The organism is uncultured Kushneria sp., assembly GCF_947497025.1.
GTDB lineage: Bacteria > Pseudomonadota > Gammaproteobacteria > Pseudomonadales > Halomonadaceae > Kushneria.
The window spans coordinates 175624-188936 of record NZ_CANMFC010000003.1; the positions used below are offsets into that span (position 1 = coordinate 175624).

Below are 13313 nucleotides of genomic sequence, written 5' to 3' on the forward strand. Positions count from 1 at the left end.
CATGAGCGACATGAATTTCGAGCGCATGATCGAACAGCTGACGCCGCAAATGTATGAAGGGCTCAAGCGGGGTGTGGAGCTGGGCAAGTGGCCTGACGGCCGTACCCTGAGCAGTGAGCAGCGCGAGTTGTGTCTCGAGGCGATTCTGCGCTTTGAAGCGAAACACAACGTGGCGCCCGAGCAGCGCACCGGGCACATCGATCGTCATGGCTGCGGCAGTGACCAGCACGGCGAGGCTCAGGGTGACAGCATTAAATGGGTCAATTAGACCTCGAGCCGCTCTGGTGTCTCCAGACGCCGCCCGAGGCGCGGTCTGAATGCGCCGGGGAGCTGTCCCGAATGGCCATCACGGTGGACGCCGCAGGCCGAGCGCACTATCGGCTGCGCGTCGGTGAGCACAGTCAGCCGCTCAACGCCTGGCTGGGGCATGACATTACACTGCGCTTTGCCGGGCGTATTGTCTGCGTTAACTGCCAGCAGTCCACCCGCAAGAGTTTTGGTCAGGGCCATTGCTATCGCTGCTTTCGGCGTCTGGCGCGCTGTGATACCTGCATGATGGCCCCCGAGCGCTGTCATTATTTTCAGGGCACCTGCCGCGAACCCGAATGGGGAGAGCGACACTGCTTTGCCCCTCATGTGGTGTATCTGGCCAGCAGCTCGGGGGCCAAGGTCGGCATTACCAAACCTTCTCAAATGCCCACGCGCTGGCTCGATCAGGGGGCGGTTCAGGCCCTGCCGATTCTATCAGTGGCGTCGCGTCGTCAGTCGGGCATGGTCGAGGCGCTGTTTCGAAGCGAAATCAGTGATCGCACTCACTGGCAGCGCATGCTCAAGGGCGAAGTCGCCAATGTCGATCTCCTCGCCTTGAGAGATGATCTGATGACCCGGCTGGCCCCGGGAATGGCTGCGCTCAGGGCGCAATTTGGTGAAGACAATATCCAGGCGCATGCCGAGCCGTCCGTCGCTCGATTTGATTATCCGGTGCTGGCCTGGCCCGACCGCGTCAGCGCCTTCAATCTGGATCGCACGCCGCAGGTTGAAGGGCGTCTGATGGGCATGAAGGGCCAGTATCTGATTCTTGATACCGGTGTGATCAATCTGCGCAAGTACACCGGCTATCAGGTCAGCGTGACGCTCTCGTCACGTTCATGATGTCGGTAGCTGGCGGCCCGTCACCTGCCTGGGCTGGCGCTTGCGTTCCATCTGCTCCAGAAACCACGCCATGATGCGCCGGTAAAGCTCTGGTCCCAGTACGACATCTTCGACGCCAACATCCAGATTGGGGTTGTCGTTGACCTCGATGACCACGACCCGATCACCGCTTTGCTTGAGATCGACCCCGTAAAGACCGTTGCCAATCAGACGCGTGGCCTTGAGGGCGGTTTTAATCACCTTCTCGGGCGCTCTGGCCGGGTCCATCGTTTCAAATCCACCGCTACGTACCCGTCCGCCGCTGTGGTCATAGATCTGCCAGTGGCCGCGGGCCATGTAGTAGCGGCTGGCAAACAGCACCTGCCCGTCCAGAATACCGATGCGCCAGTCATATTCGGTGGGCATCCATTCCTGCAGGAGCAGCAGGGCCGAATCCTCGAAAAGTCGCCGGGCCTCCTCGATCAACTGAGTTTTGGAACTGATCTTGACCACGCCGCGGGAAAAGGCACCGTCCGGTATTTTCAACACCTGTGGGAAGTCGAGGGTGTCGGCCAGCGTGTCCAGGCGATCAAGGTCGCTGCGGTTGAGCAGATGTCCCTCGGGCGCGGGAATGCCTTTGGCGCGTAGCAGGGCATGCAGATAGACCTTGTTGGTACAGCGAAGAATCGACTGGGGATCATCGATCACCACCAGCCCTTCGTGTTCGGCGCGACGGGCCATGCGCCAGGTGTGGTGATCAAGACGTGTGGTTTCGCGAATGAACAGGGCATCGAATTCAGCCAGTCGGCCTTCATCGCGACGGGTGATCAGGCTGACATCGATACCCATCGAGCGCCCGGCACGGATGAACTGCTTGATCGCACTCTTGTTGCTGGGCGGCATGGCTTCGGCAGGGTCCACCAGAATGGCCAGATCGAAACGGTAGCGTCGTTTGGCGGCAGGCGTACGCCAGACCTGGCGGGAGTGGCCGTTGAGGGCACGCGCAAAGCGATCTTCTTCGTCCGGGGCAATGTCTCTCAGCGAAAGCGCTTTCAGTCGCGCCAGTCGCCAGTCACCGTGGCGTTTGGTAAACCGTGCTTCCATGATCGGACAGGGTAAATGCGAAAAGAGCCGGCGTCCGAGTCGTGCCAGCACCTCACTGCCGGTATCGCCAAAGAAAAGCCGCAGATCCAGCCGCTCGCCCTGCAGGGCGCCGCGGCGGTCCAGCTCGGCCATCATGTCATTGAGCCCGTCAAGCTGCAGATCGATCAGTGCCTTGCGCTTGAGCTGATTGAGCGTTTCCACGTCAGGCTGCACGCGCTGCCCGCGCGCCTGGGCCAGCAGCGAGACGTAGTAGCCGGTTTCCAGATAATCCAGCCCGCTGCACAGGTTGATGACGTGGGTGGCCCGGTCCTGATCAGGGGTTTCTTCCAGCGCCAGAAAGTCATCGGCGCTGACCAGATCATCGCTGGGGTAGTAGGGGCGCCAGTCGCTGGGGTGATCCACAACAATACGCAAACGTGACATGACGCGCTCCGCGGTGTGAGGGGAAACAGGCGCATCATAGGACGCCGCAGCCTGTCGTGGAATAGTGGCAGGCACTCAGGAGCGGCTGTCCTGATCATGATGGCGGGCATAGGCGCGCGCCGACACGATGCTGGAGCTGCCATGAATGACGACCGAGGCCACCACGACCAGCGTGACGAGCGGCCAGGCAAGGTCAAGGTCTGTTTTCTCACGCACTTCCAGCGCATAGAGCAGAGCGGCCACACCCAATGGTCCGATCCATCCAAGCCAGGCGGCGGTTCTGATGCCCTTGAGTGGCCCCAGCAGTGGCGACAGCAGTAAAAGGGCCGGCAGGCGACGCAGCAGCACGATCAGGATGGCGGCAACCAGGGCCATCCAGCCCAGCGATAGCCAGCCCTGCCAGGGCAGGACAATTCCCAGCAGGAAAAACACTGGAATGGTGAAAAGACGCTCGAGCGTTGATTGCATCTCCTCCTGCTGTAGATCCTCGTTTTCGGTCACGGTATGCGACAGGCCCAGATTGCCGATAAAGACCCCGATGATGGCATTCATGCCCACCATGTGAAGACCGAAGAGCAGTAGCAGGGTAAAGGCCAGTGAAAAGGGCAGCAGGGTGCTTTGCGACATCCAGCCGGCCTGATGGGCCCTCTGCAGCACCCGGCCGGCTGCCAGCCCGAGCACATAGGCCAGTGCTGCGCACAGCACGTTTTCATACCCGACCGTCATTAAAAGCCAGTGCATGCCCTCCAGGGGCTGTCCCTGCGTCACGCTTGACCAGAGCGCCATGGCGAGCATAACCATGGGAGAGGCCAGCCCGTCATTGATGCCGGATTCGTAGGTAATGGCATGGCGCATGGGCGCCGGAATCAGCTTCTGTGCCTGTTCGCCCTGTACGACGGTCGCTGTGACGACCGGGTCGGTGGGGGTCAGTATCCAGCCCAGCAGAAATGCCAGCGCCCAGCCGGTGGCCATGGTGATCTGTATCAGTACGGTCGTGAACGCCGCCATCAAAACCATGCCACCGATGACGATGACGGCAAGTGGTCGCCAGCAGGTTTCAAGAAAGTGTCGCTCCATCTGCAGGGCGGCCGAACTCAGTGCCATGGCCATCGTGATGCGACAGGCCCATTCCATGAGAATCGTGACGTCTCCCAGCGAGGAGAGCGGCACCACCTGGGTGACAGGCCCCATGAGGATGCCGGCCAGAAGGGCAAACTGTACTTCCGTGGCATACCACTTCCGGATTTTCTTGATCATCAGGCCATTGACAAGCCACAGGCATGAGATGGAAACGGCAATGAGCAAAATAGTGTGGGTCATGCAAGCAATACCGGCCGGGTTGTTCACGGATAGAAAAAGTCCTCCCAGTGTAGTCGCCACAAACTATTGTTGTGGTCGATGCGCTACCCGGCAGGGTCTTGAGAAGAGAGAAATGGTAGGATTGCGGCCTTTTGGATCCTGACCTGGAGAAGATCGCATGGCTTTCACGCTGCGTGCAGCGGACGGTAGGGATGCGGCGGCACTCAATGCCCTGGAGCGCACCTGCTTTGGCGACGATGAGGACAGCTTCAGCCCCTCACAGCTGAAGTATCTGGTCACGAAGGCCAACGCACAGACGCGTCTGGTCATCGATGACGATGGAGTCCTGATGGGATACGGGACGCTGCTTTTTCGACGCAACGAAAAAAAGGCGCGCCTTTACTCCTTTTGCCTGCATCCGGACGTTCGCGGGCAGGGGCTGGGGCAGCGTCTGCTGCTGGCGCTGGAGGCGGTGGCCCTGGCGCGTGGCTGTGACAGCATCTATCTGGAAGTGCGTGCCGATAACCGCTCGGCCATCTCGCTGTATCGGCGCATGGGCTATGAGGTACTGCACTGGATGGAAGATTATTATCACGATGGCTGTGCGGCCTGGAAAATGCTGCGCTGCCTGGGTGAAGGCAACAGTGCGTCCTCCTAGCTTCCTGCAGCTTTGCAGGCAGTAGACGCAGGGTTGGTGACAGGCGCCTTGAACGCTATGATCGGCGGTTCACGTTTTCGCGGGAGTGTGGCATGTCAGGTCTTCCTCCGGATCCCGCCGCGGATCATCGCGCGCGCTCTCCGATCAATCGTGCCATCTGGATCTCGCTGGCAGCGCTTTGTTTCGGGATCGGGATAGTTGGTATCTTTTTGCCGCTGCTGCCGGCCACTGATTTCATGCTGCTGGCGGTGATCTGTGCATCAAAGGGCTCAAAACGCTTTGAACGCTGGATTCGGCGCAATCGTTTCGCGGGGCCATTGATCCGGGCATGGGAGGAGGAGCGCGCCATTCCCCTGCCGGCCAAGCTCGTGTCGATCGCCATGATGTTTTTCAGTGCCTGGGTCATCTGGATTCATACCGGTTTCAACTGGGTTTTCTGGCTGCTTTTGATGGTGCTGACGGTCGTGGGGGCGTTCGTGGCAACCCGGCCACTGCCTTCCGGAAAGCCCCGTGTTTCCAATGACTGATTATTCAGATGCCCTGCGTGTCTTCCTGGCCATCGCCGGCTCTCCTGTCGGGCTGACAGTTGTCGTCTCGCCGAGCAGGCCGTCCTGCAGGAAGGTGCCATGCGCTATCTCTGGATAGGCCTTGCCGGACTCTGCTTTGCGCTGGGCGCGGCAGGCGTCATCGTGCCGCTGCTGCCGACCACACCCTTCATGCTGGCCGCCGTGGCGCTGGCATCAAAAGGCTCGCCGCAATTTGCCCGCTGGATTCGACAGCACCGGCTGGCAGGCCCTGCGATAAGGCACTGGGAGCATGAGCGCGCCATCTCATTACGTGCCAAGGCGTTGGCAGTCGCGACCCTGGTCTTCAGCGCCGTAGTGATCTGGATCACCATCCCTTCTCTGGCCGTGCGTATCGGTGTGACCCTGCTGCTGGCTGGTATTGGCAGCTGGCTCATCACACGGGCCACCCCCTCGCAGCGTCATAAACCATAAGTCCGCTTTTCCGAGCGCATGCGCTTTGAGCCGGCAAGGGCTTGCAGCGTACACTAGACCCACGATCGACCCATTTCAGGAGCCCTTCATGGCCGAGCCGCAAGCCATTTATCTAAGCGATTACCGTCCTCCGGCCTACTGCGTCGACAAAACAGAGCTGACCTTCGACCTTGATCCGAGTGCGACACGAGTCAGGGCGCGTCTTCATATGCAGCGTCACACCGAATACGGCGAAGACACGGCGTTGACGCTGTACGGCCATGGGCTGACCACCGAGCGCATTGCCATTGATGGCCAGGTGCTGCTGGACAATGAATATCGCATTGACGGCGAGCAGCTGGTGATCGATCGAGTGCCGGGTGCGTTTGTGCTGGATACGGAAGTGGTCATCGATCCGGCCAATAATACGGCGCTGGAAGGGCTTTACGTTTCCGGACCGATATTTTGCACTCAGTGTGAGCCCGAAGGCTTTCGTCGCATCACCTGGTATCCCGACCGGCCCGATGTGATGGCCGTGTTCACCACCACGGTCATCGGTGATCAAAAGCGCCAGCCGGTGCTGCTCTCCAACGGTAATCCCGTCGAGCGCGGCGAGCTGCCCAATGGTCGTCATTTCGTCACCTGGGAGGACCCGCACCCCAAGCCTTCCTATCTCTTTGCGCTGGTGGCCGGCTCGCTCGAGTGCGTGCGCGACAGCTTCACCACCATGAGCGGGCGCGAAGTGGCCCTCGAGCTGTGGGTCGAGGCGCAGAATCTGGAAAAGACCGACTGGGCCATGGCCTCGCTCAAGCGCGCCATGAAATGGGATGAGCAGGCCTACGGACGCGAATACGATCTGGATCTTTTCATGATCGTCGCCGTGGACGACTTCAACATGGGCGCCATGGAGAACAAGGGGCTCAATATCTTCAACAGTGCCGCGGTGCTGGCCAATCCGCAGACCACGACGGATGCCACCTTCCAGCGTATTGAAGGGATCGTGGCGCATGAGTACTTCCATAACTGGTCGGGCAACCGAGTTACCTGCCGCGACTGGTTCCAGCTGGCGCTCAAGGAAGGCTTTACCGTCTTTCGTGATCAGAGCTTTTCTTCCGACATCAACTCGGCACCGGTCAAGCGCATCGAGGATGCCGCGCTGATGCGCACGCTGCAGTTTGCAGAGGATGCCGGCCCCACCGCGCATCCGGTGCGTCCCGATCATTTCATCGAGATCTCGAACTTCTACACCCTGACCATTTATGAAAAGGGTGCCGAGATCGTGCGCATGCTCAGCAATCTGCTGGGAGAAGAGACCTTTCGCCGCGGCAGCGACCTCTACTTTGATCGCTTTGACGGTCAGGCAGTGCGGGTCGAGGACTTTGTCGAGACCATGGCTGAGGTGTCGGGCGAAGATCTGACCCGGTTCATGCGTTGGTATGCTCAGGCGGGGACCCCGCAGCTCACGGCGCGCAGCGATTACGACGCCGGCCAGCGTCAGCTTACTTTGAGCATCAGCCAGCAGACACCGCCCACGCCGGGTCAGGACGACAAGCAGCCTCTGCATGTGCCGGTACGCATGGGGCTGATCGCGGCCGATGGCCAGCCGGTCGAGCTGATCATCAATGGTGAGTCGCACGGCACCGATACCGTACTGCATCTGCGTGAGGCCGAGCAGCAGTGGGTATTTGACAATGTCGATGAGGGTGCCGTGCCCTCGCTGCTGCGCGGCTTTTCGGCGCCGGTTCGCCTGGAATATCCCTGGTCGCGTGATGCGCTCTCGCATCTGATGCGCTTTGACGAGGATGGTTTTAATCGCTGGGATGCCACACAGCGACTGGCGTTGATGGCGATCGAAGAGATGATGGCCGCCCATCAGCGCGGTGAGCTGATGACACTGGACAGTCGGCTGATCGAAGCTTTCCGACATCTGCTGTGCGAACCGACCGATGACAAGGCGGTGCTGGCCGAAATGCTGCGTCTGCCCAGCGAGGCGTGGATTGCCGAGCAGCAAGATCGAGTGGATATCGACGCCATCCACGGCGCCCGCCGCGCGGCGATCGAACAGCTGGCGGATAATCTTTTTCCCGAGTTCGAAAGCGTCTATCACGCCAATCAGCAGGTGGAAGCGTACGCGCCCACGCCCGAGCAGATCGCCTCACGCAGTCTCAAGAACGTGGCACTCTCCTATCTGGTCGCCAGCGGTGAGGTTGAGGCGCTCAACATGGCGCGTGCCCAGTATGAGGCCGACGACAACATGACCGACGTGCGCGCGGCACTGACATTGCTGGCGCACTCGGATCGCACTGATCTGGGCGACCCGGCGATTCGCGCCTTTGGCGAGCGCTGGGCCCATGATTCGCTGGTGATGGATCAGTGGTTTGCCACCCAGGTGACACGTCCACAGGCGGATGCGCTGGAACGCGTACGCTTTCTGATGAAGCATCCGGCGTTTTCGATCAAAAATCCCAACCGGGTACGGGCACTGATCGGTGCCTTTACCCAGCAGAACCGGGTCAACTTCCATCGCCTCGATGCAGAGGGGTATCGGCTGCTGGCGGATGTGGTCATCGAGCTCAACCGGCTCAATCCGGAAATTGCCGCGCGCATGATCGTGCCGCTGACGCGTTACCATCGCCTGGATGAGAAGCGTCAGGCATTGATGCGTGGCGAGCTTGAGCGCATTCGCAGTGAAAATCTTTCGCGCAATGTGTTTGAGGTGGTGGAGAAGGCGCTGGCCTGAGGTTGTCCTGATGGCCATGCAAAACGGCGCCCTATGGGGCGCCGTTTTTTTGATGCCAGCGGACGAGTTGTGTCGGGCGCTGTCAGGGTCTGGACTCTGCTCAGGGCGCGATGGCGCGAGTGGCGTCGGTAAAGCCCAGCAGTGAGATATTGGTGTCCAGACGCTTGCCGTTGGGATCAAACAGGCTGACCGTGGCCTTCGTGCCGCCACGCAGCTGGCTGAGCAGCTGACCCTGCAGGGGCAGGTCGGCGCGGCAGGCGTCATCCATGCAGACCTGATACGGGAAGGGGATTTCCTTGCCGTTATCGACCTGGAGCTGCATGCCGGGAGCAAGGCGCACGCCCAGCGGCAGCAGAAAGACCATGACCGGGTCACTGCTCTGCGGCGGATAGGCCACGACGACCCGCATGACGGGGCGGTCACTGCTGGGGCTGTTGACCAGCTGTGTCATGGTGCAGCGTGCGTCATTGCCACCACCCTTCGGGCAGCGGACTTCCCAGTCCCTGAATTGCTTGATATCGGCATCCGGTGCGTTTTGCGGCTGCGCCTGGGCAGCGGGCACCATGTAGAGGGAAAATAGCGTCGCCATCAGGGCCATAAGCCCTGAAGCCGACATGCGGCGTAACAGCATGTGCAGTCTCTCCTGTAAATGACGGGTACGGGTATGACCACGCATGGCGCCCAACCCGAAGCGCTACACACTAAGCCCTGACGCCTGTTTTATAAAGTCCTGCGCCGGCGAAGGAGCTTTAACGCCCTGTCTGACGAGACGGGCGCTGGCCGATGCAGGCTATCAGCGTGCCACCAGATCCGTGGAGATGGGGCGATTGCCAAAGACAGGACGCAGCACAAAATTGGAGTGGACGCCGGTGACGCCTTCGATCGGGGTGATGTGCTCCAGCAACAGGCGCTGGTAGTCATCCATGTCCTCGACGCGAATCTTGAGTTGATAGTCGACTTCCTGACCGGTGATCATCAGGCATTCGATCACTTCAGGCAGGGCCGCGACGCGCTGCTCAAAATTGGCAAAGCGTTCGGGCGTATGGCGATCCATGGAGATGTGGACCAGCGCCATCAGGCGATAGCCCAGCCTTCGGGCATCCACCTGCGCCTGATAGCCGGTAATCAAGCCGCTCTCTTCAAGTGCACGCACTCGTCTCAGACAGGGCGACGGTGACAGGCCAACGCGATCGGCCAGCGCCTGGTTGCTGATACGACCGTCCGTCTGCAGTATTTCAAGGATATGTCGATCATGGCGGTCGATCGCAATAGTCGGTTGCCTCTCAAACATTTATTGGTGCCTTCTGCTAAAAAGTTATTCAATACTGGAATTATATTGCTTTAAGGGGACGATTTACCACGATAATCGCAAGGACCTGTCAGGATGACGGCGCTATACTGATCCCACTGTCACAAGCAGTGCCGATTCGGCTCATGAGTCCGCTTCACGAGAGTAGACATCAATGATGCCCCTGCTCAGGCATGAAACATCCCTTCAGCGCTTATCAGAGGTCAACATGACGGCTTTCAATCATCGCAAGTACAGTCCCGCGCCGCGGGTGCCCGCCTTCCATCGCCAGTGGCCCGATCGTGATATTGAATCCGCGCCGATCTGGGTCAGCGAAGACCTTCGCGATGGCAATCAGGCGCTACTGGAACCGATGAGCGTGGAGCAGAAGAAACGTTTCTGGAAGCAGATCATTCGAGTCGGCATCAAGGAAGTCATGGTCGGGTTTCCGTCTGCCAGTCAGCCCGACTATGACTTCGTGCGCTGGCTGATCGAGGAGGACCAGATTCCCGACGATGTCACCATTGCCGTACTGGTGCAGTGTCGTGAGCACCTGATCGAGAAGAGCTTTGAGGCATTGGTGGGCGTCAAGCGCGCTATTATCCATCTTTACAACTCCACCTCGACCACCCAGCGCGAGCGCGTGTTCGAGATGGATCGTGATGGCATTATCAATATTGCCGTCAGCGGCGCGCAGTGGGTCAAGGAGCACGCCGACCGCTACCCGCAGGTCGACTGGCGTTTTCAGTATTCCCCGGAAAGCTTTTCCAGCACCGAGATCGACTTTTCGCTGGCCATCTGTGAAGCCGTCATGGATGTCTGGCAGCCCACACCGGACAACCGCTGCATCCTGAATCTGCCCAACACGGTGGAAGTGGCCGGTCCGCATCATCACGCCGATCAGATCGAATATTTCTGTCAGAACATCAGCCGCCGCGATAGCGTCATCATCTCGGTGCATACGCACAATGACCGTGGCGGCGCGGTGGCAGCCGCCGAGCTGGCGCTGCTGGCCGGTGCCGAACGCGTCGAAGGGACGCTGCTTGGCAACGGTGAACGTACCGGCAACATGGATATCGTCACGCTGGCGATGAATCTCTACAGTCAGGGCATTGATCCGGAGCTTGATCTGTCGCGCCCTGATGAAATCATTCAGGTGGTGACCGAGTGCACCGGCATTACCATGCACCCGCGCCACCCCTGGGTGGGGGAAATGGTGTACACCGCCTTTTCCGGCAGCCATCAGGATGCCATTCGCAAGTCACTCAAAAAGCAGGGTGATGACGAGCCCTGGCAGGTGGCCTACCTGCCGATCGACCCGCGGGATATCGGCCGCGACTATCAGGCCGTGATTCGCGTCAACAGTCAGTCGGGCAAGGGCGGCATGGCCTTTTTGCTGGAGCGCGATTATGGCATCAGCCTGCCGCGCTGGATGATGCTGGCGCTGGCGCCCCATGTGCAAAAGGAAAGCGAGCGTCTGAGCGGTGAGCTCTCCAGCGAGTCCATCCGTCGCCTGCTGTTTGCCACGTTCATGCGGGAGGGGCCGCTGTCACTGGTCGACTATCGCCTGTCGCGGGCCAGTGAAGAGGGCCTGTCCATTACGCTTGAACAGGACGGCGAGCGCCTGACGCTGGAAGGCAGCGGTAACGGTGCCATGTCGGCCTTCATGAATGCCTGGCAGCGTTACAGTGGCCAGCAGGTCGGCATTCTTGACTACAACGAGCATTCGCTGGGCGAGGACAGTGACGCCAATGCCATTGCCTTTGTGCAGCTCAATGTGGATGGCCAGCGTATCTGCGCCGTGGCCGAAGACAGTGATACCGTCAGCGCCTCGCTCAAGGCCGTGATTGCGGGCATCAACCTGTGCAATGAAGCCACCCATGCCAGGGATGGCCTGACGGCCATCGCCAATAGCGCCAGCGTCTGACAGGCCCGGGCCTCATGCACTAAAAAAGACCTGTTGCCACAGTGGCAACAGGCCTTTTGCGTTTTGGGCCCGTGTGGCTTTATGGCATCAGTAGGGCGACGTCAGCAGCATCTGGACGTCGGCATCCATGGGAATCCGGAAGCTGCTGGCGCCGAGGACAAGCTGATCGGCAAGACGCACGAGTCTGGCATTGACGAAAACTTCGCCACGGGCCACTGCATAGGTGCCCAGCAGGACGGCGCTGGCGTTGTAGTTGTTCCCCAGACGCTGCACGTTGCGAGACAAGATCATCTCGCCGGCGTACTCCTCGATATAGAGACTGTCGCGCAGTTTGACCTCAATGACATTGAGGCCATGTTCAACCAGTTTGGAGGTCATGGCTTCCGTGAGCGTGCGGCCCAGCGTGGAGGAGCGTCCCAGCTGGTCCACATCAACGAAGGTGGTCGCAATGATGGTGTCGCTGGGTGAGAGTCGGCCATGGGCGTTCCTGACCAGGCGGTCGGCGGCGATATCGACCCGAGAGAGCAGCGTCGGCCGCTCGGGTACGGTATTGTGGCCCGGCAGGGCGGAGCAGCCTGTGACCAGCATGGAGAGCAGTAATATCATCGTCAGGGAAAAACGCGAAAGTCGTTGGCTTACCATTGCGATGAGACCCTCAGCCCGTTCCGGTTTTCATAGTGATTGCTGTCACCGGCATTGATGTAATAGATGTTGGAAGACGAATACAGCAGCGTGTCGAATTCTCTCGCCCGGGTCGTGATGATGACTTCCGTATTGCCGACCTCGGTGATGTTGCCGCTGAAAGCGTCAAGCAGTGCAGCACCCGGGATCAGTGCCAGAGCGGGTTCCGACCAGTGCTTGAGGGGCTGGAAGGCCCATGCGACACCGGCGGCGAGGAAGGTAAAGGTCCCCGGCGGACGACGGATGCTGCCTCGGTCGCTGTGGGTGATGACCTGAACCTCAGGGTCGATGATGACGGAACCTTCGGGCTGGGTGCTGACCAGTGCCCCCTGCTGAACCAGCTGGCTTTCGAGCAGTGAATGGTAGCCGCGCTCAAAAGGGGTGGCCGGCTGCGGCGAGAAAACGTACAGAGGCCTGCTGCGAAGGCGCTGATTGGCCATGATGCCGCGAGCTTCATTTTGCGCCAGTACTTCCCAGTGGTGGGCGGCCTGCATGCGCTGCTGCTCACTCATCTCCCAGGTGGTCGCCATGGGGGCCTGGGACGTATTGACTTTGAAGCAGCCACTTAATGTGGCAGCCAGGCAGATGACTCCCCAGATCCTTAACGACATCGGTTCCCTTCCCTTGACGGCGCAGGTCTGGTCGGCCTGCGCCATGGTTGATCAGGAAGGTCTTATCGGCAACGTCGGGTCCGGCTTGAGTCCGGCCATGACGGATCAGCCGAGGTCATGGCCCTGCGTTGGTCAGGGACAGGGTGGGAGAGGGATGACCGGTCGTATCAGGGGATCAGCCAGGAGAGGACCAAAAGCCCCAGCACCAGCCAGATCAGGCCGCCAATGATGCCGCCTCGCAGCAGGGCGCGGACGCCGTTGACCAGAAGCAGCAGCCCGATGACCAGAATGGCCAGACTGAACATGGAGGGGCTGATGCCCAGCGAACGGGTGAGTCCATCAATGAAGCCGTCCATGGCGCCAAAAAGATTGGCAAAAATGGAGGCCAGAAATTCAACGATGGCGCGAATGATATTGCCCAGCGTTTCACCGACCCAGCTGAAAAAACCGTCTGACTGCATATTGAAGTTCCCG

The 13313-nt window shown here is 60.0% G+C and carries 14 protein-coding genes; 7 read left to right on the forward strand and 7 right to left on the reverse strand.

The window, feature by feature from the left end; all coding sequences use genetic code 11:
• The first annotated feature begins 1 nt into the window (after window position 1).
• Together Q0931_RS06580 and Q0931_RS06585 are read left to right on the forward strand one after the other, a co-directional pair.
• Window positions 2-268: a DUF1315 family protein gene (locus Q0931_RS06580; RefSeq protein WP_299258498.1), complete on the forward strand. Its 267-nt coding sequence runs from the start codon at window positions 2-4 to the stop codon at window positions 266-268.
• On the forward strand, window positions 256-1152 hold the full coding sequence (locus Q0931_RS06585; protein WP_366941586.1) for a DUF2797 domain-containing protein: 897 nt from the start codon (window positions 256-258) through the stop codon (window positions 1150-1152). Before Q0931_RS06580 ends, Q0931_RS06585 begins: the two co-directional genes overlap by 13 nt.
• Here the strand turns inward: Q0931_RS06585 and Q0931_RS06590 are convergent.
• Entirely contained in the window at window positions 1147-2658 is a 1512-nt protein-coding gene (locus Q0931_RS06590) for a RimK family protein (protein ID WP_299258500.1), read from the reverse strand. The genes Q0931_RS06585 and Q0931_RS06590 overlap by 6 nt on opposite strands.
• Window positions 2659-2733: 75 nt before the next feature.
• Complete coding sequence (locus Q0931_RS06595; protein ID WP_299258502.1) at window positions 2734-3978, reverse strand: cation:proton antiporter; 1245 nt, start codon at window positions 3976-3978, stop codon at window positions 2734-2736.
• A gap of 157 nt (window positions 3979-4135) precedes the next feature.
• Here Q0931_RS06595 and Q0931_RS06600 point away from each other — a divergent pair, with 157 nt between their 5' ends.
• The 4 genes from Q0931_RS06600 (at window position 4136) to pepN (ending at window position 8332) form a co-directional block, all read left to right on the forward strand.
• On the forward strand, window positions 4136-4615 hold the full coding sequence (locus Q0931_RS06600) for a GNAT family N-acetyltransferase (protein ID WP_299258504.1): 480 nt from the start codon (window positions 4136-4138) through the stop codon (window positions 4613-4615).
• A gap of 92 nt (window positions 4616-4707) precedes the next feature.
• The gene (locus Q0931_RS06605; RefSeq protein WP_299258506.1) at window positions 4708-5142 is read left to right on the forward strand and encodes a YbaN family protein; all 435 of its coding nucleotides are present in this window, start codon (window positions 4708-4710) and stop codon (window positions 5140-5142) included.
• A 99-nt stretch (window positions 5143-5241) separates the two neighbouring features.
• Window positions 5242-5613 (forward strand): YbaN family protein, encoded by a 372-nt coding sequence (locus Q0931_RS06610; protein WP_299258508.1) that lies wholly within the window; start codon window positions 5242-5244, stop codon window positions 5611-5613.
• Between the two features lie 88 nt (window positions 5614-5701).
• Entirely contained in the window at window positions 5702-8332 is a 2631-nt protein-coding gene (pepN, locus tag Q0931_RS06615; RefSeq protein ID WP_299258510.1) for an aminopeptidase N, read from the forward strand.
• Window positions 8333-8432: 100 nt separating this feature from the next.
• Here the strand turns inward: pepN and Q0931_RS06620 are convergent, their stop codons facing one another.
• A complete protein-coding gene (locus Q0931_RS06620; protein ID WP_299258512.1) occupies window positions 8433-8963 on the reverse strand; it encodes an invasion associated locus B family protein in 531 nt (176 codons plus the stop codon).
• Between the two features lie 162 nt (window positions 8964-9125).
• Complete coding sequence (locus tag Q0931_RS06625; RefSeq protein WP_299258514.1) at window positions 9126-9623, reverse strand: Lrp/AsnC family transcriptional regulator; 498 nt, start codon at window positions 9621-9623, stop codon at window positions 9126-9128.
• A 226-nt stretch (window positions 9624-9849) separates the two neighbouring features.
• Here Q0931_RS06625 and Q0931_RS06630 point away from each other — a divergent pair, with 226 nt between their 5' ends.
• A complete protein-coding gene (locus tag Q0931_RS06630; RefSeq protein WP_299258516.1) occupies window positions 9850-11547 on the forward strand; it encodes a 2-isopropylmalate synthase in 1698 nt (565 codons plus the stop codon).
• An 87-nt stretch (window positions 11548-11634) separates the two neighbouring features.
• On the opposite strand, the gene Q0931_RS06635 is transcribed toward Q0931_RS06630, so the two are convergent.
• From Q0931_RS06635 to Q0931_RS06645, 3 genes are all read right to left on the reverse strand, one after another.
• Window positions 11635-12189 (reverse strand): FlgO family outer membrane protein, encoded by a 555-nt coding sequence (locus tag Q0931_RS06635; RefSeq protein ID WP_299258518.1) that lies wholly within the window; start codon window positions 12187-12189, stop codon window positions 11635-11637.
• Entirely contained in the window at window positions 12183-12839 is a 657-nt protein-coding gene (locus Q0931_RS06640; protein WP_299258520.1) for a hypothetical protein, read from the reverse strand. The genes Q0931_RS06635 and Q0931_RS06640 overlap by 7 nt, the downstream gene beginning before the upstream one ends.
• 167 nt (window positions 12840-13006) lie before the next feature.
• The gene (locus Q0931_RS06645; RefSeq protein ID WP_299258522.1) at window positions 13007-13300 is read right to left on the reverse strand and encodes a hypothetical protein; all 294 of its coding nucleotides are present in this window, start codon (window positions 13298-13300) and stop codon (window positions 13007-13009) included.
• Window positions 13301-13313: the final 13 nt, after the last annotated feature.